Source organism: Bradyrhizobium ottawaense (assembly GCF_900099825.1).
Classification (GTDB): domain Bacteria; phylum Pseudomonadota; class Alphaproteobacteria; order Rhizobiales; family Xanthobacteraceae; genus Bradyrhizobium; species Bradyrhizobium ottawaense_A.
Genome location: NZ_LT629693.1, coordinates 5,715,776 through 5,732,782 on the forward strand (window position 1 = coordinate 5,715,776; position 17,007 = coordinate 5,732,782).

Consider the following 17,007-nt stretch of genomic DNA (forward strand, 5'->3'; position numbering starts at 1 on the left):
CGTACCCTTCGCGAAGCTGGAAGCAACGACACCAATATACCGCATCGCGCTGGCTATTCCCATTCAATTTCGGAGAATGCTGCGGTTGCGTTGCGGGCATTGTAGTCGTCGAACAATTCCCATCGCGATCGCTCGGAAGCGGCAGCGATACTGGCGGCAGCCGTGATCGGCTTGCCGCCGGCGACCAGCGCGCGAACGTCCGACGCCAGCGTCTGGAGATAACGGCGCTCGTCGGCAAGCGCGTCCGGCCATGCGCTTACAGCTCCGTGACCGGGAATCACGCGCTGCGCGGGCTGGGTGGCAAGTTGGTCGATGACGGCAAGATAGCCACGAATGCTGCCGTCCATCACGGGGACGTGGGTAAGGAATACCAGGTCGCCCGCGAACAGCGTTGCGGTCTGCTCGTCAAACAAAGTGAGGTCGCTGTCGCTGTGCGCCGTCGGCCACGACCGCAGCAGCAGGGTGCGCGAACCGAGATCGAGCTTGAGCGTGCCGTCGACCAGAAGCGTCGGGGGTACGATCCGCACCGGAGCGATCAACGCGTCGCCCATGATGCGGCGAAAGGCGTCGATGTAGAACGATCCGCGCGTGGCCAGTGCCCGTGGCAAATTCTTGTGGCCGACAAATACGGTTCCATCAGCCACGAAGGCCGCATTGCCGAAAACGTGATCGGGATGGCCGTGGGTATTGACGACGTATCGGATCGGCCTGTCGGTGCGCGCGCGGATCGCTGCGAGCAATTGCAGTCCCTCGCGAACACTGCCGCCGGTATCGATCACCGCGACTGCGTCATTGCCGATGACAAATCCGATATTGGCGATGGCGCCGTCGTTCTCGCGCGTCATCAGCGCGGTCTGGCCGTCATGCACGAATACGCCGGGAGCGATCTCGTTCACCGGCAACGCTGGTTGCTGTGCTTGCGTCAACGTCGATGACCAAAGCATCACCAACGAAGCAAGGATCAACACGCAGCGAGCCATGGTCTTGCCTCCGTGCCACCACGAAGCGTTATCAACGATCTGTGTTCCGTCGCCATGATTGGTTTGCGTCGCAACAGACGCAAACTTTCACAAGGATTATTCCTGTTGCACGCTCCGGTTGGGAAGCATAGCATTTTGATTGTCTGCGGCTCACCTGAACTTCGGTTCGTTGCGATCGCCGACGCCGATGGATGGTTGGCAACATGGTGGGCGCGACGTGCAACAGCTCTCGATGACGGATGCCGGACGACGTCGCTGGCTGCTGGCTTCACTGGTTGTTGTCGCCGCCATCTTGCTCGGCCGCGTTGCAGCGGTTGCACAGATCAATGAAACCGGCGATCTATCGATCGAGCTTGTCGATCCCAAAGTCCTGCGCGTCTGTGCCGATCCGCGCAACCTGCCGTTCTCGAACGAGAAGGGCGAGGGTTTCGAGAACAAGCTCGCCGAATTATTTGCGGAGAAGCTGCAGAAGAAGCTCGACTACATGTACTTTCCGCAGGCGACCGGCTTCGTCCGGATGACGCTTGGTGCCCATCGCTGCGACGTCATCATGGGCTTTCCGCAGGGCGACGAACTGGTTCAGGGCACCAATCCGTATTACCGCACGGCCTATGCGCTGGTCGCCAAGCCGGGCAGCGGCCTCGACGAAGTCAACACGCTGGATGACGCGCGTCTCAAGGGCAAGCATATCGGCATCGTCGCCGGCACGCCGCCCGCCACCAACATGGCGGCCAACGGTTTGATGATGAATGCAAAACCCTATCCGCTGATGATCGATACCCGCTTCGATTCGTCGGCGGAAGCGATGATCGGCGATCTGATGTCGGGTACGATCGATGCCGGGATTTTGTGGGGTCCAATGGCGGGCTTTTATGCCAAGCGATCCAACCCACAGCTCCACGTCACGCCGCTCGTCAAGGAAACGACGGGACCTCGATTGACGTTTCGCATCGGCATGGGGGTGCGGGGCGCCGACCAGAACTGGAAGCGGCTGCTCAATCGCCTGATCCAGGAAAATCAGCCGGCCATCAACAAGATACTGCTCGACTACGGCGTTCCCCTGCTCGACGAGAACGACCGGCCGCTCGGTTCGGAGACCGCTACTAAACTGCCATGATGAGGGTATTCGCGGGCCTGGTCCTGGCGATGGTCGGATCGACGATCCCGGCCCGTGCGCAGGAACGCGCTCCCGAACCGGAACAATACCGCACCGAGAATTACCGCGCGCCGGTGCCTGCGACGCTTTCCGGCGGACGTGTCTTGACCACCGCCGAAGCCGAGACGATCTGGCGCGCAAAGACCGGCGTCTTCATCGACGTGTTGCCGCGTGCGCCGAAGCCGCAAAATCTTCCCGCGGACACGGTCTGGCGCGACAAGCCACGGTTCAGCATTCCCGGCAGCGTATGGTTGCCTGACACTGGTTACGGGAAGCTATCGGCCGCGACCGAGGACTATCTGAAGCAGGGATTGAAACGCGCGTCCGGCCGCAACGACGGCATGCTGCTCGTGATCTATTGCCAGGCCGATTGCTGGATGTCCTGGAATGCGGCGAAACGAGTCCTGTCGTACGGCTATCGCGATGTGGCGTGGTACCCGGAAGGCACCGACGGCTGGGAATTCGCCGGCCTGCCGCTGGTGGAGTCTCAGCCGGAGCCGCGCGCCGCGGAAGAGACGCCGCGTTAGTCTCCGCGGCTTGGCCGCGCTATTCCATTTCCTGCTGAATCGTGCGGCCAAGCGCAAACAGCCGCTGGTCGATCGCCGTCGGCACTTCGCAGACGAATTTGACCACGCGCCGCCGGTCCTCGAAAATGCGGGTTTCCCAGACCAGCTGGTTACCGAATTCCTCGACCTTGGTCTGATCGGGCTTCGGCGCATCCTGCAGCGCCTGCAGCGCCAGCGTATCGGCGCGAATTTTCTCCGCGGCCTCGCGCTGCTTGCGCATCACCCGCTCGAGCCCGTTCATGACCGATGAGCGCTGCGCATTGAGGGTATCGAACAGGCCGGCGAACAGCAGCTTGCCTTGGGTCGCCTTGTCGGCCGCAGCAGCGGTCAAATATTCCGCGATCGCCTTTTGCGCGTCGTCGAGAGGCAACCGTCGCGCCGCCAGTTTCGTCACCAGCGCGCTCACTTTGGCATCGTTCTTCCATTTGTCCTGGACGTCGTCGAGCGGCGGGCCCGCCCAGACCGCCGCGAGCGATATCTCCGGCACCTTGGCCTGGGCACACGGCCAATCCGGGTAACGCGGATCGGCGGCCAGACAGAAGTCAGCCGACGTCACCATGGCAAGCAACGCGGCGATTGCGACACTGATCGGGATTCGCCATCTCATGTCTCGCCTCCGGCAGGTCCGCGGCGGATCAGGCCGCGCGATGGATCGTAGGCGTAGATCGCCCCCAACATGAAGGCGGCGCTGCAGCCGCCCACGACCGCCAGCGAAATCCAGTTGATCTGCCCGTACAACGCAAAGCGTATCAGCTCGACCGCATGGGTGAACGGGTTGAACAGGCAGACGTAGTAGAGCAGGGGGCTGCCTTCCTGAACCCGCCACAGCGGATAGAGCGCGGAGGAAGCGAAGAACATCGGAAAGATCACGAAGTTCATCACGCCGGCAAAATTCTCCAACTGCTTGATGCCGGATGAGATCAGCATGCCAAGCGCGCCCAGCATCAGGCCCGAGAGGACCAGCGCTGGCAGCACCGTGAGATAGCCCGTCGGCGGCGGGGCGATGTCCCAGAACCATGCGATCAGCAGGAAGGCGTAGACCTGGAGCAGCGAGACCGCGGTGCCGGCAAGCAGCTTGCAGAACAGGAGATACCCGCGTGGCAACGGGCTCACCAGCAGAGTGCGCATGTTGCCCATCTCGCGGTCGTAGACCATCGAGAGCGAGGATTGCATGCCGTTGAACAACTGGATCATCGCCATCAGTCCGGGCGCGATATAGACCTCGTAGAGGATGTAGGTCTCGTACGGCGGGATGATGGAAATGCCGAGCACCTGGCGGAAGCCGGCTGCAAAGATGAAAAGCCACACCAAAGGCCGCACCAGCGCCGACACGAAGCGTTCGCGCTGGTGCAGGAAGCGCAGCGCTTCGCGCCACACGATGCCGTTCAGGCAGATGAGATATTCCGCAAACGAGAAACCGCGTTCGGCGGGGCGGACGGTCGTGGAGCTCATGGCGCGGGGCTCCCGGCTAAAGCTGCGGTTCCGGTCAGGCGCATGAAAGCGGCGTTGACGTTGTCGGCGCCGGCTTCGGCGATGACGCGCGCGACCGGACCTTGCGCGAGAATTCGTCCCTGATGCAGGACCACGAGATCGTCGCTGGCGGTGATCTCGTCGAACAGATGCGTGGCCCACAGCACGCCGATGCCTTGCTCGGTGACGAGCTGCCGGACGTGGCTGAGGATATCGGCGCGCGCCTTGACGTCGAGCCCGACGGTGGCTTCGTCGAGCAGCAGCAGGCGGGGCCGGTGCAGCAAGGCGCGGGCGATTTCCAGCCGCCGCATCTGGCCGCCGGAGAGATCCCGCACCTTGCTGCCGGCGCGATCGGCAAGTCCGATCTGCGTCAGCACCTCGCCGCTGCGCGAGCGCGCGTCGCGCCGGCCGATGCCATGCAGGGCCGCGTGATACAGCAGGTTTTGCGTCACCGAGAGATCGAGATCGAGCGTGCGCGGCTGGAACACGACGCCAAGCAGCCGCAGCGCTTCGCCCGGTGCAAGCCCGATGTCATGGCCGAAAATACCGATATGGCCGGCCTGAATTCCAAACAGCCGCGTCACCAAAGCGAACAGCGTGCTCTTGCCGGCGCCGTTGAGGCCAAGCAGCGCCGTGAAGCTCGCCGGCGCGACGGCAAAGTTGATATCGATGAGGGCGCGCCGCGGGCCATAGCTATGGCTGACGCCGCTGATCGACAGCGCCCGTATCCCCGCTGTGCAAGCGGGGGCAGGGGGGTCCTGCGCATTCTGTCCGGCAGTGGGTGCGGCTGAGGTCGTCATGGTTGCGCCATCGTGATGCCCCAGGGTAGCTCGCCGACCTGGATGGTCTTGATGACCTTTTGCGCGGCGACGTCGATCACCGAGACGTCGTTCGATACGCCATTGGTCACCAGCAGATACTTTTCCTCCGGCGTGAAGGCCATGTGCCAGACCCGCTGGCCGACCAGGAGATATTTTTTGATCGCATGACTCGCGCCGTCGACGACGGCGATACGGTTGGCCGGGCCGAGCGCGATGAAAGCGGTCTTACCGTCCTTGGTCATGCCGATGCCCACGGGCTGGATCGCCTCGCGCCGCAGGCCCGGAATCTCAAAAGTGATTTTACCGGTCACCGCGTGCTTGACGGGGTCGATCACCGACACGGTGCCGCCGATCTCCGACGATACCCACAGTTCGGAACCGTCGCGCTTGAATTCGGCAAAGCGCGGCCGCGAGTCGACCAGCACATTGGCGACGACCTGGCGCGTCGCGGTGTCGATGAAATGCGCCATGTTGGTCGTCTCTGACGTGTTGATCAGGGTCTTGCCATCAGGGCTGATCGCCATGCCCTCGGGCTCGACGCCGACCTGGATGTCGCCGAGGCGCACGCGCTTCTCGAGATCGATGATCGTCACCGTGTTGTCGTTCTCATTGGCGACATAGAGGGTCTTGCCGGCGGCGTCCTGGGTGAACAGTTCGGGATCGGGGCCGGAGGGCAGGGAATCCACCACCTGCTGGGTCCTGGTGTCGATGACTTCGATCTTGTCGTCGTCACCGACCGCGACCAGCACGAACTTGCCGTCCCGCGTGAACTCGATGCCGCGCGGCCGCTGTCCGACCTTGATGGTTTTGGTGACGGTCCAGCTATCGGTGTCGATGACCGAGACGGTATTGCTCTTCTCGTTCGACACGTAGGCCATGAAGGCGTGAGCGGGTGAGGCGGCTGCGAGCGACATCGCCATCACCGGGAGCAGACAACCGCGCCACATGCCAAACCTCTCCGTCTTCAGTGCAGCTTGCTTCAGTGCAGCTTGCATTTGGTCTCCGGGCGATCGACGCCGAGCGTATCGAGTTCCGAGGTCTGATGCAGAAAACCTTCCTGCGGCGAAACCGAGACGACCATGCGACCGTCGACCAGCAGGATCGGCTGGCGAAGCTGCAAATTCCAGTCGCGCAGCGTCAGCCGCTGTCCCTTGAAGGCCGCGACCGAAAAGTCCGGTCCCTTCAGAAAGTGGAATACCGTTTTGGAGTCGCCGGAACTGGTGCGCGATGTCGCCTCACCGAGCATGCGCACTGCCGTCCAGGCCTGCATGTCCAGCGCGGTCATATGCCGTGAATTCAATTTCATGAACCGGTTCTGCATCTGCACCGCGCCCCATTGATCCTGCGCGGCGTCCCAACTGGCCGGCACCAGGCCCGCCGAGCCCGCGACCGGTCGCGGGTCCCAGGTGCGGTAAGGCAGATAGGAAGCGAACACCTCGCTTTCATCGGCTGCGACGAGAACGTCGTAGGCCGGCGCAGCTTGCGTGAACACCGGCATTTGACGCTGGATCAGGGTGACGCCGCTGTCGGTGCGGCGGGCGCCGCCGGTGTCCTCGAAGGTCCGCTCCTGAACGATCTTGGCGCCGAAGCGCGAGGCGGCGCGTCGCAGCGCGTCGGCATAGAGCTTGTCCTGGTCATGCGACCCCGCCACCAGCAGCCAGCGCTTCCACTGCTTCCACACCAGATACTGGGCGAGTGCGTCCGCGAGCATCGAGCGCGTCGGCGCGACATGGACGATGTTGGCGCGGCAGTCGGTTTCACGCAGACGGTCGTCGATCGATCCGGCGTTAAACAGCACTGTCCCGCGTTCGCGCACGGCGTCGGCGGCCTTCAGCAATTCATCCGCCGGCAGATCGGCAATGATGAAGCCGTTGCGGTCGGCGAGTGCTGTTACTGCTTTGACCGCGTCGTCGCCGTCCTTGAGTCGAACCTCTTCCAGCGTAAAATGCTGATTGAGGAATTTTCCGGTGGTGTTGTTGTCCTCGATGGCGAGCCGCGCTCCCGCCACGCCGTCGTTATCGGCCGGCTGTTCGACCAGCGACAGTTTTGCCTTGACGCCGGCGTGACCGAGATAGCCGATGCCGATCTCAATGGGGTCAGCCGCGAACACAGGGGTAGCCGCGACGCAGAAGCCGATCGCAGCGACCAACCATCGGATCATGGTTCCTCCCGATACGCCTCATCGGTTGACGGTGGGGCGCTTGAGTTGAAACATGACCGAATTCTCGCAGCTTGCAACCCCACCTTGGCCAGCTTGCTGTCGTCAGTGTGAGAGATCACGCTTTCGAGAGCGCCGTTCATCCCCACGGAATGGAGGCGCGATCGGTGCGCACGCTGCGACCTCAACGGCTTCAACCGAACTCAAGCCTTCAGGCGCGTGGCGTGCCAGCGCAGGTGATCGCCCATGAAGGTGGAGATGAAGTAGTAGCTGTGATCGTAACCGGCCTGACGGCGCAAGGTGAGGGGGAGGCCGGCTTTGTCGCAGGCGGCCTGCAGCAATTCGGGGCGAAGCTGTTCGGTGAGAAACGGATCGGCGTCGCCGTAATCCACCAGCAAGTCCCTGAATCTGGCGCCGTCCTCGATCAGCGCCACCGCGTCGTGCCGGCGCCATGCCTGCTTGTCGTCGCCGAGATAGCCGCCGAGTGCCTTGATCCCCCAGGGTACGCGCGAGGGTGCCACGATCGGTGCAAAGGCGCTGGCGGCGCGGTAGCGGTCGGGATGGCGCAGCGCCGCGGTGAGCGCGCCGTGACCGCCCATGGAATGGCCAAGGATGGATTGCCGTTTGGGATCGACCGGGAATTGTGCGGCAACCAGTTCCGGCAATTCCGCCGTGACGTAACTCCACATGCGGTAATGGCGGTCAAACGGCGCTTGCGTCGCATCGACATAGAAGCCGGCGCCTAACCCGAAATCGTAGGCGTTGGCGGGATCGCCGGGCACGCCTTCGCCGCGCGGACTGGTGTCGGGCGCGACGAAGATCAAACCCAATTCCGCGCAAGCGCTGCGGAATTCGCCTTTTTCGGTGACGTTGGCGTGGGTGCAGGTCAGTCCCGACAGATACCAGACCACCGGAAGCTTCGCGCCGTCGGGGTGTGGCGGTACGTAAACCGAAAAAGCCATCTCGGTTCCGGTCTCGCGACTGGCGTGCTTGTAGACGCCTTGCGTGCCGCCATACGATCGATTGAGGGAGACGGTCTGCATGGTCACGCCATTGAGTTCAAGATTTTGGAGTTCAAGATTTTGGAGTTCAAGGTCTTGGAGTTCGCGGCTTTGACATCATGCGCTTCAGGCGACGCCGCTCTCGATCGCGAACCGGACCAGTTCGACCGAGGTCCGTACACCGAGCTTCTGACGCATGATCGAGGAGGTGTTGGCGACCGTCTTGTAGGAGGAGTGAACGAGCCAGGCGACCTCGGAGAGACTTTTACCGGCGCTGAGCAGGCGCAGGATCTCCATTTCGCGTGTGGTCAGTTTCGAAAGCGGGCTCCGGGCAAAGGCCGGGCCGGCGAACGCAATGCTGCGTGCCATCGCAGGCGGCAGATATTCTCCGCCCTTTCCGACTTCATGGATGGCCTCGACGAGGTCGTGGGGATCGCCGGTCTTCGAGACATAGCCCTTGGCGCCGATCTCGATCGCGCGGGCGGCGAATACCGGATCGTCGTTCATGCTGAACATGATGATGCGTGCGGAGGCATCGCGGACGAGAATGCGCCGCGCCAGTTCGAATCCCGACACCGTCGGCAGGTTGATGTCGATCACGCAGATGTCGGGACGCTCGGTGTTGAAGGCCTGCTCGCCGCTCTCGGCGTCGCAGGCTTCCAGTAACACGATCGCGGGTTCGTCGGCGAGAACGGCGCGGCAGCCGGATGCTACGATCGGATGGTCATCTACGATCAGAATGCGCATGGCAGTCTCCGATGCGTCCCGCAACGTGTCGCGTTGCTGCACCGCATCAGTTACAAGAACGTCGGTGTCAGGCTCGCCGTCAACCGATTATGCAACCCGAGCGATGTTGCTGTACGCTTCCATTAGATGGCCGCCTCATCGTCTGTCAACGTTCCTCTTGGTGAGGAACCGGATGCAACGCGGTCTCGGATAAACATTTGGACAAACGTCATGTGGCAGAAATTATCCCTGCGTGCCCGGATCAATTTGCTTCTGGCATTCGTCCTTGCGCTCGGTCTGGCCATCAACATTGCGCGGCTGGTGGTCGAAGCAACGCCCCGTGTCCAGGCCGAAGATCAAAGTGTCATCCGGCTGGCGCGCGAGTTTGTCGAAACGATCGTCACCGGCCTGAACGAAGCGCCGGATCCCGAGGCGCGGCTGAACCAGATCGTGCGCGACCTGAGCCGGCTGCGTCATGTCAGTATTGCGCGGCAGGACGATGCGGCCGGGATATTGAGGCCATCCACCCGTTCCGATGGCGATGAGGACGCGCGTTCGGCGCCGGCGTGGTTCATAGCCCTGGTTCACCCGGACAAAACCTCGGTGAGCGTGCCGATCACGATCCACGGCAGGCCGCAAGCGCTTGTAATCACGTCGCATCCCGATGACGAGATGGCCGAAATCTGGGATGGCATCGTGACCCAGCTCGAGGTCGGTTCCGCTATCGCGGTGGCGCTGCTTCTGATCACGATGACGGTCGTCGGCCGCGCGTTGGCGCCGCTCAAGGCGCTTTCGCAGGCCATGACGGACCTGGAGTCAGGGCGTTACGGTACGCGCGTGACGCCGGGAGGCGCACCTGAACTGGCGGCGATCTGTACCAGGTTGAACCACCTGGCGGCGACGTTGGGCGATGCCGTCGAGGAAAAGCGGCGTCTCGCCGAGCGTACGGTCTCGCTCCAGGATGTCGAACGCAAGGAGATCGCGCGCGAGCTGCATGACGAGTTTGGCCCTTATCTTTTTGCGCTGCGCGCACATGCCGGTGCGCTGATGCGGCTTTCGGACGTCGGCGTGCCGGACGCGAACGCGTTGCGAAAGCACGGCGCCGCGATCCTGGAGCAGGTCAATGCGCTGCAGCAGTTCAACCGCCGGATTCTGGAGCGGCTTCGCCCCGTGGGGCTGGCGGAGCTGGGACTTCGCGAGGCGCTCGGCGCCCTGCTGCGTCTTTGGGGCGAATCGCATCCCGACATGGAAATCGAAACGACGATCTCGCCCGCGCTCGGCGAGACCGGAGAAACCGCCGAGCTGACGATCTACCGCGTCATTCAGGAAGCGTTGACCAACGTCTTCCGCCATGCCGGCGCGACCTCCGTCAATGTCAGCGTCGAGCCAGCCGAGCAGCCGACGGGATTGCATCCGGACCGCAGCTTCGCGCGGGTGCGCGTCCGCGACAATGGCAGCGGCATGAAACCGGATCACAAGCTCGGCTTCGGCCTGACCGGGATGCGCGAACGGATATTGGCGCTGGGGGGAACGCTCACGATCGTGTCCGACGAGGGCGGCGTGACGGTGGAAGCGCTGGTTCCCAACGGCGCGCGCGCCTGAATCCGTCCTGCAAATCCGGCTTGCGCAGCATCGCTTCGGGAATTTTTCCCGCGACATGTCGGGAAAGATAGCGCACCCGAGACCGGACCTTTTGCAGGTAGCGCAATCCCGGCATCGCATTAGGATCATCCACAACCCGACCGGCGGTTCATAACGGCCGGCGGGGAGTGGGGATGACGCGGATGGGCACTCGCGCCCTTGTGATTGCTTCGATGTCGATGTGCCTGGTTCCCGGCACCGAACAGGCTTTTGCCCAAAGTGCGCCCGGCGAGGCCCAGACGTTGCCACCGATCGTGGTATCGGCGCCGGCAGTGAGCGCCAAACGGGGCCCCAGCCGGCAAGCTGCGCGCACGGCTCGGAAGCCCTCCCGCGTCGTCTATGTGTACTCGACTACGCCCGCCGCCGGCTCGGGCTCCAGCATTGACGTCGACAAGATTCCCGCCAGCGTCAATTTCGTCGACGCGGCCCGGATTGCGCGCACCGGATCGATGAATATCACCGACGCGCTGTTGCAGCAGGTGCCGGGCGTCAGCATCAACGAGGTGGCCGGCAATCCGTTTCAGCCGAACGTGGAATTTCGCGGCTTTGTTGCTTCACCGGTGGCGGGGACGCCGCAGGGCCTCGCGGTCTACCAGAACGGGGTGCGCATCAACGAGGCGTTCGGCGACACCGTCAACTGGGACCTGATTCCGACCGCCGCGATCAGATCGGTCAGCGTCGTGACCAACAATCCCGCCTTCGGGCTCAATGCCCTTGGCGGGGCGGTCAACGTGCAGATGAAGGACGGCTTCAACTATCACGGCGCCGAGGTCGACACGATGGGTGGCTCGTTCGGCCGGATCCAGAGCTCGGCCCAATGGGGCAAGCAGGTCGACGGCAATTTCGCCGTCTACGGCGCCCTCGAAGGCCTGCACGACAACGGTTTTCGGAATTTTTCGGCCTCCGACGTGCGCCGCTTCTACGGCGATGTCGGCTACAAGAACGAAAACAGCGAGTTTCACGTCAATATGGGCGTCGCCGATAACAAGTTCGGCGCGGCCACCACTGTGCCGATCGAACTGCTGCAGCAATATTGGGGCGCCACCTACACCACGCCGCAGACCACCAATAACCGCGTCGGCTATGTCAATCTGACCGGAAAGGTCGAGGCCACGCCGACCTGGACGATCGAGGGCTCGGCCCATGTGCGGGTCTTCGACCAGAAGGCGACCGACGGCAATCCGACCGGAACCCGGCCGTGTGCAGCCGATGCGACCCTGCTTTGCTTCGGCAATGATACGGCGCCGGCGAATGGCCTGAACGGGGCCCAGCTCGCCAATCCCTTCGATCCCGCCGCCGTACTCGGCGAAATCGACCGAACAACCACCCGATCGACGACCGGCGGGTTTTCGCTGCAGGCCACCAACAACGATCAACTGTTCGGGCATAACAACCATCTGGTGGTCGGAACCAGCTTTGATTACAGCGTGACCCGCTTCGGGGCGAGCGCCGAGCTCGGCACCATCGGCACAAACTACGTGGTCAGCGGCAGCGGAGTCTTTCTCGGGCAGTCCGGCGATCCGGTGTCGATCGGCCCGGTCGCGCTGCGCACCACCAACCAGTACACGGGGCTTTACGCGCTCGACACCTTCGACGTTACGAAAGCCTTTTCGGTCACGGCGGGCGGGCGGTTCAACAACGCCCAGATCGCGCTGGAGGACCAAATCGGCACCGCCTTGAACGGCAGGGAGACATTCAACCGGTTCAATCCGATCATTGGCGGCACCTACAAGCTCACGTCGGATGTAACGGCCTATGCCGGATATTCCGAGGCCAACCGCGCGCCAACGCCGCTGGAACTGGGCTGCGCCGATCCGGCCCGTCCCTGCATCATCGCGGCGTTTCTGGTGTCCGATCCGCCGTTGAAGCAGGTGGTATCCCGTACGGTAGAGGCGGGCTTCCGCGGATCGCATGAGCTCAATATCGGAACGTTGGGATGGAAGCTCGGCGCCTTCCGCGCCACCAACAGCGACGACATCCTGGCGATTCCGAGCCCGGCCCTGCAGGGATTTGGCTACTTCCAGAACGTCGGTTCGACCCGCCGGCAGGGCATCGAGGCCCAGGTCAATTTGCAATCGAAGGCATTGCAGCTCTACGCCAGCTATGCGCTCGTGGATGCGCGGTTCCTCGACACGCTGAAGGTCGGTTCCAACAGCCCGTTTGCCGACGTCGACGGCAACGTTCAGATTTCGCCCGGCAACCAAATTCCCGCGATCCCGCGCAACCGGATCAAGGCCGGCTTCGATTATGCGATCACGGATGCTCTCAAGGTCGGCGGCGATGCGCTGTTCGTCAGCGATCAGTATTTCGTCGGCGACGAGTCCAACCAGGCGCAGAGGCTGCCGTCCTACACGGTTTTCAATGCCCATGCCTCGTATCAGATCGACAAGAGATTCCAGATTTACGGGCGCGTCGACAATATTTTCGACAACCGCTATGCGACCTACGGCACCTTCTTCAATACCGGGGCGGTTCCCAATTTCACCGCTGGACCGGCCACCAATTTCGCCAATGGCGGCGTATCGTTTACCGACGCGCGTTCGGTCAGCCCGGCACGGCCGCGTGCGTTCTATGTCGGGTTAAAGGCGACCTTCTAGAGCCGGTGCAAGGCGGAAATTCAAGTCTCAGACAACATCCAGGGAAGGGCCGCCGTGCTGCGCCTTGTGGATCGCGGACGGAACGAACCCGAAATGCTTCCGGAACACGCGGCTGAAATGCGACGAACTCGAGAAGCCCCACGAAAAGGCAACATCGGTGATGGTTTTGCCGGCCTGGGTTTCGAGTTCCTGGCGGCAGTGCAGCAGCCTGGCCCGCCAGATGTGGTCGCTGACCGTCATGCCCTTGTCGCTGAACAGCATGTGCAGATAGCGCTTGGTGCAGCCGAGCGCAGCGGAGATCTGGTCGATGGACAGATCCGGATCGCGCAAATGCTCGCGGATGAAGGCCTGGGCCCGGATGTACATCGCCTCGGGGCCTACACGATCGAACATCGTGTCGGCCTCGCGCAGCGGCAGCAGCAGCAGGTCGATCAGCGAATCGGCGACGCCGGTGGCGTTGTGGGGGGACAGGCTGTTCGCTTCATCGAAAGCGGCGAGCACGAAGTCGTGCGCGATGCGGCCGGTGCCGTTACGCGCCGAGAGCTTGCATGGCGACATTTTCGTCGAGTGGAAGCCGCGTTCGCGAAGCAGTTCCTTCGGCACGATGACGACCTCGTGCCGCGTCAGCGACGGGCTGACAATGGTGTGCGGACAGGAGACGTCGTAGGCAAAGCAGTCGCCCGGCATGATGTCGATACGGCGGCCGGCCTGTTCGAAATGGGAAATCCCGTAGGTCTGGAACAGGATCTTGACGAAGGGATGCTCGCTCAATTTCGTGCGCGAAACCGTGTGGGCAATTCGATGCTGGCTCGCCTCGATCTGACAGAGCTTCAACTGCGAAACCGTGGTGTAGTTGATCCGGGCCTCGAACGACGAGGCTGCCATCGGGTCGATGTCGAATTGCCCGCACAGATCAGTCAGTGCATCTGACCAAATCTGAACCTGCTTCTTCGGCGACAATCCGGCAGTGCTGAGTGAGCGGATTGTATCGGACATGATCCAGCCACCGTTTAGAGATCAGGACGCGACCTCACCCGAAGTTCCGGTCGCGCAAAAGCACTATCGGTCCAATTTAAGGCGGTCGTTGGGAAGCGCGCGCAGATTCTTCCCGATATCCCGTTGACAATCCTCCGACTTAGTTGTGACCGCGTCAAGGGGAACCTCAACCCAGGGTCGCGCGTTAGTAGTCGTCAGAAATCTGTTGTGACGCGTGTGACGCGCGCCGGCCGAATGATGCTCCGCAACATAAAACCATCGATGACAGGCGTTGACCGGGCCGTGGAGCATGGTTCGAAAAAGTTTGCCGTGTTTCGCTTTTGAGCAAGCACCGGTTCGCTCTTGGGCAAGTTTCCCGTTTCCGAACGGGATAGGGATAGGGACCAAGAATGTAAAAAATGGGCCGTCTTCACGGAAACCCAAAACTCGTATCTGGGAGGATTCCACTATGCGCAAGGTGCTATTCGCGACCTGGGTTGGCGCCATGGCGGCGTTTGCCGCAGGCCCCGCCGCTGCCAATGACGAACTCAACAAGATGGCGCAAAACCCGAAGGACTGGGTAATGCCCGCGGGTGACTACGCCAATACGCGTTATTCGAAGCTCAACCAGATTACCGCGGCCAATGTCGGCAAGCTGCAGGTCGCCTGGACATTCTCGACCGGCGTGTTGCGCGGCCATGAAGGCGGACCGCTGATCATCGGCAACATGATGTACGTCCACACCCCGTTCCCGAACAAGGTCTATGCGCTTGACCTGTCCAAGGACAACCAGATCGTCTGGAAGTACGAGCCGAAGCAGGATCCGAACGTCATTCCGGTGATGTGCTGCGATACGGTCAACCGCGGCGTAGCCTATGGCGACGGCAAGATCTTCCTGCATCAGGCCGACACCACGCTGGTCGCGCTCGATGCCAAGACCGGGCAGGTTGCCTGGACGGTGAAGAACGGCGATCCGAGCAAGGGCTCGACCGGAACTTCCGCGCCGCTCGTGGTCAAGGACAAGGTGCTGGTCGGCATCTCCGGCGGCGAATTCGGCGTGCAATGCCACGTCACCGCCTACGACATGAAGACCGGCAAGCCGGCCTGGCGCGCGTTCTCCGAAGGACCGGACGACCAGATCATGTTCGACCCGGACAAGACGATGGCGCTCGGCAAGCCGGTCGGCAAGGATTCGAGCCTGGTCACCTGGCAGGGCGACCAGTGGAAAATCGGCGGCGGCTGCACATGGGGCTGGATGTCCTATGATCCCGCGCTCAACATGGTCTATTACGGTTCGGGCAATCCCTCGACCTGGAATCCGAAGCAGCGTCCCGGCGACAACAAGTGGTCGATGACCATCTTCGCGCGCGACGCCGACACCGGCATGGCCAAGTGGGTCTACCAGATGACGCCCCATGACGAATGGGACTACGACGGCGTCAACGAAATGATCCTCAGCGACCAGACGATGAATGGTGCGCCCCGCAAGCTGCTGACGCATTTCGACCGCAACGGTCTTGGCTATACGCTCGATCGCGTCACCGGTGAACTGCTGGTCGCCGACAAGTTCGACCCGAAGGTCAACTGGACCTCTGGCGTTGACATGAACAAGAGCTCGCCGACCTATGGACGGCCGAAGGTGATCGATCAGTATTCGACCGACAAGCAGGGCGAAGACCACAACAATAAGGGTATCTGCCCGGCCGCGCTCGGTTCCAAGGACGAGCAGCCCGGCGCCTACTCACCGGATACGCAGCTGTTCTACGTGCCGACCAACCACGTCTGCATGGACTACGAGCCGTTCAAGGTAAGCTACACCGCGGGCCAGCCCTACGTCGGCGCCACGCTCTCGATGTATCCGCCTCCCGGCGAGACCAACATGGGCAACTTCATTGCCTGGGACGGCAAGACCGGCAAGATCGTCTGGTCGATCAACGAGCAGTTCTCGGTCTGGTCAGGCGCGCTCGCCACCGCCGGTGGCGTGGTGTTCTACGGAACGCTCGAAGGCTACCTCAAGGCCGTCGACGCCAAGACGGGCAAGGAACTCTACAAGTTCAAGACCCCGTCCGGCATCATCGGCAACGTCACCACCTATGAGAACGGCGGCAGGCAGTACATCGCCGTGCTGTCCGGCGTCGGCGGCTGGGCGGGTATCGGCCTTGCCGCCGGTCTGACGGATCCGACAGCCGGCCTCGGCGCCGTCGGTGGCTATGCTGCGCTGAGCAACTACACCGCGCTCGGCGGAGCCCTGACGGTGTTCGCGCTGCCGCAGTGAGCTGATGTCAACCTCGTTTGGGCGCATGGCCTGGTCCATGCGCCGGTTCGACTGCCACCGAATGTCGAGGAACAAGCTCTTGCGTAACATCTGGTTTGTGGCTGCCGCGATCGTCTTTGTGACATCCGGGGGAATTGCCTGCGCCGAAGATGCGGCCGATCCCACGTCCGTAAAATCCGAGGACGGCAAGTATCTCGACAAGGACGGCAGCCCGACCTTCAAGGTCGCGGCCGACGGAGCGGTCGACTGGTACACCTACTCCGGATACCGGCGTTATCATTCCGAATGCCATGTCTGCCATGGCCCGGACGGAATGGGCTCGACCTACGCGCCGGCGCTGAAGGATTCGCTGAAGACGATGAGCTATCCCGACTTCCTCGGCGTCGTCGCCAGCGGCCGCAAGAACGTCACCACGTCGCAGGAGAATGTCATGCCGGCCTTCGGCGATAACCCGAACGTCGCCTGCTACATGGACGATCTCTACGTTTATCTCCGCGCCCGCGCCAACGATGCGGTCGGGCGCGTGCGGCCGGCAAAGCACGAAGACAAGACCGACGCCTACGCCAAGGCTGAAACCAGTTGCATGGGAAAGTGACTGAATGCATGGACCCGCGGATCGAAGCATGCCTGACGGCCGTGCG

At 62.5% G+C, this 17,007-nt stretch carries 15 protein-coding genes; 6 read left to right on the forward strand and 9 right to left on the reverse strand.

Annotated elements, in window-relative coordinates:
• Positions 1-53: 53 nt before the first annotated feature.
• Positions 54-980 carry a quinoprotein relay system zinc metallohydrolase 2 gene (locus BLR13_RS26700; RefSeq protein ID WP_074817755.1) on the reverse strand — a complete coding sequence of 309 codons (927 nt, stop codon included), beginning with the start codon at positions 978-980 and terminating at the stop codon, positions 54-56.
• Positions 981-1,212: 232 nt separating this feature from the next.
• Between BLR13_RS26700 and BLR13_RS26705 the strand changes: the two genes are divergently transcribed.
• Together BLR13_RS26705 and BLR13_RS26710 are read left to right on the forward strand one after the other, a co-directional pair.
• A complete protein-coding gene (locus BLR13_RS26705; RefSeq protein WP_074831077.1) occupies positions 1,213-2,097 on the forward strand; it encodes a substrate-binding domain-containing protein in 885 nt (294 codons plus the stop codon).
• Complete coding sequence (locus tag BLR13_RS26710; RefSeq protein WP_074817754.1) at positions 2,097-2,663, forward strand: PQQ-dependent catabolism-associated CXXCW motif protein; 567 nt, start codon at positions 2,097-2,099, stop codon at positions 2,661-2,663. Before BLR13_RS26705 ends, BLR13_RS26710 begins: the two co-directional genes overlap by 1 nt.
• A 19-nt stretch (positions 2,664-2,682) precedes the next feature.
• Here the strand turns inward: BLR13_RS26710 and BLR13_RS26715 are convergent, their stop codons facing one another.
• The 7 genes from BLR13_RS26715 to BLR13_RS26745 form a co-directional block, all read right to left on the reverse strand.
• The gene (locus BLR13_RS26715; protein ID WP_074817752.1) at positions 2,683-3,309 is read right to left on the reverse strand and encodes a hypothetical protein; all 627 of its coding nucleotides are present in this window, start codon (positions 3,307-3,309) and stop codon (positions 2,683-2,685) included.
• Entirely contained in the window at positions 3,306-4,154 is an 849-nt protein-coding gene (locus tag BLR13_RS26720; RefSeq protein WP_074817750.1) for an ABC transporter permease, read from the reverse strand. The genes BLR13_RS26715 and BLR13_RS26720 overlap by 4 nt, the downstream gene beginning before the upstream one ends.
• Positions 4,151-4,972: an ABC transporter ATP-binding protein gene (locus BLR13_RS26725; RefSeq protein WP_079585842.1), complete on the reverse strand. Its 822-nt coding sequence runs from the start codon at positions 4,970-4,972 to the stop codon at positions 4,151-4,153. Before BLR13_RS26725 ends, BLR13_RS26720 begins: the two co-directional genes overlap by 4 nt.
• Positions 4,969-5,988, reverse strand: coding sequence for a YVTN family beta-propeller repeat protein (locus BLR13_RS26730; RefSeq protein WP_091976764.1), 1,020 nt, complete (start codon positions 5,986-5,988; stop codon positions 4,969-4,971). The genes BLR13_RS26725 and BLR13_RS26730 overlap by 4 nt, the downstream gene beginning before the upstream one ends.
• Positions 5,973-7,154: an ABC transporter substrate-binding protein gene (locus BLR13_RS26735; RefSeq protein ID WP_074817748.1), complete on the reverse strand. Its 1,182-nt coding sequence runs from the start codon at positions 7,152-7,154 to the stop codon at positions 5,973-5,975. The genes BLR13_RS26730 and BLR13_RS26735 overlap by 16 nt, the downstream gene beginning before the upstream one ends.
• Positions 7,155-7,354: 200 nt before the next feature.
• Positions 7,355-8,200 (reverse strand): S-formylglutathione hydrolase, encoded by an 846-nt coding sequence (gene fghA / locus BLR13_RS26740; RefSeq protein ID WP_074817746.1) that lies wholly within the window; start codon positions 8,198-8,200, stop codon positions 7,355-7,357.
• A gap of 78 nt (positions 8,201-8,278) precedes the next feature.
• A complete protein-coding gene (locus BLR13_RS26745; RefSeq protein ID WP_074817745.1) occupies positions 8,279-8,899 on the reverse strand; it encodes a response regulator transcription factor in 621 nt (206 codons plus the stop codon).
• Between the two features lie 210 nt (positions 8,900-9,109).
• Here BLR13_RS26745 and BLR13_RS26750 point away from each other — a divergent pair, with 210 nt between their 5' ends.
• A complete protein-coding gene (locus tag BLR13_RS26750; RefSeq protein WP_074817742.1) occupies positions 9,110-10,480 on the forward strand; it encodes a histidine kinase in 1,371 nt (456 codons plus the stop codon).
• A 182-nt stretch (positions 10,481-10,662) separates the two neighbouring features.
• Positions 10,663-13,116 carry a TonB-dependent receptor gene (locus BLR13_RS26755; RefSeq protein ID WP_074817740.1) on the forward strand — a complete coding sequence of 818 codons (2,454 nt, stop codon included), beginning with the start codon at positions 10,663-10,665 and terminating at the stop codon, positions 13,114-13,116.
• Between the two features lie 27 nt (positions 13,117-13,143).
• Here the strand turns inward: BLR13_RS26755 and BLR13_RS26760 are convergent, their stop codons facing one another.
• Positions 13,144-14,112: a helix-turn-helix domain-containing protein gene (locus BLR13_RS26760; protein ID WP_074817737.1), complete on the reverse strand. Its 969-nt coding sequence runs from the start codon at positions 14,110-14,112 to the stop codon at positions 13,144-13,146.
• Between the two features lie 448 nt (positions 14,113-14,560).
• Between BLR13_RS26760 and xoxF5 the strand changes: the two genes are divergently transcribed.
• Complete coding sequence (xoxF5, locus tag BLR13_RS26765; RefSeq protein WP_074817734.1) at positions 14,561-16,366, forward strand: lanthanide-dependent methanol dehydrogenase XoxF5; 1,806 nt, start codon at positions 14,561-14,563, stop codon at positions 16,364-16,366.
• Between the two features lie 109 nt (positions 16,367-16,475).
• Positions 16,476-16,961, forward strand: coding sequence for a c-type cytochrome, methanol metabolism-related (locus BLR13_RS26770; protein ID WP_244525275.1), 486 nt, complete (start codon positions 16,476-16,478; stop codon positions 16,959-16,961).
• Positions 16,962-17,007 lie beyond the last annotated feature (46 nt).

Bases quoted from the DNA above. Each gene is read 5' to 3' on its own strand.
- BLR13_RS26700 (WP_074817755.1), bottom strand. From the start codon at position 980: ATGGCTCGCTGCGTGTTGATCCTTGCTTCGTTGGTGATGCTTTGGTCA.
- BLR13_RS26705 (WP_074831077.1), top strand. From the start codon at position 1,213: ATGACGGATGCCGGACGACGTCGCTGGCTGCTGGCTTCACTGGTTGTT.
- BLR13_RS26710 (WP_074817754.1), top strand. From the start codon at position 2,097: ATGAGGGTATTCGCGGGCCTGGTCCTGGCGATGGTCGGATCGACGATC.
- BLR13_RS26715 (WP_074817752.1), bottom strand. From the start codon at position 3,309: ATGAGATGGCGAATCCCGATCAGTGTCGCAATCGCCGCGTTGCTTGCC.
- BLR13_RS26720 (WP_074817750.1), bottom strand. From the start codon at position 4,154: ATGAGCTCCACGACCGTCCGCCCCGCCGAACGCGGTTTCTCGTTTGCG.
- BLR13_RS26725 (WP_079585842.1), bottom strand. From the start codon at position 4,972: ATGACGACCTCAGCCGCACCCACTGCCGGACAGAATGCGCAGGACCCC.
- BLR13_RS26730 (WP_091976764.1), bottom strand. From the start codon at position 5,988: ATGCAAGCTGCACTGAAGCAAGCTGCACTGAAGACGGAGAGGTTTGGC.
- BLR13_RS26735 (WP_074817748.1), bottom strand. From the start codon at position 7,154: ATGATCCGATGGTTGGTCGCTGCGATCGGCTTCTGCGTCGCGGCTACC.
- BLR13_RS26745 (WP_074817745.1), bottom strand. From the start codon at position 8,899: ATGCGCATTCTGATCGTAGATGACCATCCGATCGTAGCATCCGGCTGC.
- BLR13_RS26750 (WP_074817742.1), top strand. From the start codon at position 9,110: ATGTGGCAGAAATTATCCCTGCGTGCCCGGATCAATTTGCTTCTGGCA.
- BLR13_RS26755 (WP_074817740.1), top strand. From the start codon at position 10,663: ATGGGCACTCGCGCCCTTGTGATTGCTTCGATGTCGATGTGCCTGGTT.
- BLR13_RS26760 (WP_074817737.1), bottom strand. From the start codon at position 14,112: ATGTCCGATACAATCCGCTCACTCAGCACTGCCGGATTGTCGCCGAAG.
- xoxF5 (WP_074817734.1), top strand. From the start codon at position 14,561: ATGCGCAAGGTGCTATTCGCGACCTGGGTTGGCGCCATGGCGGCGTTT.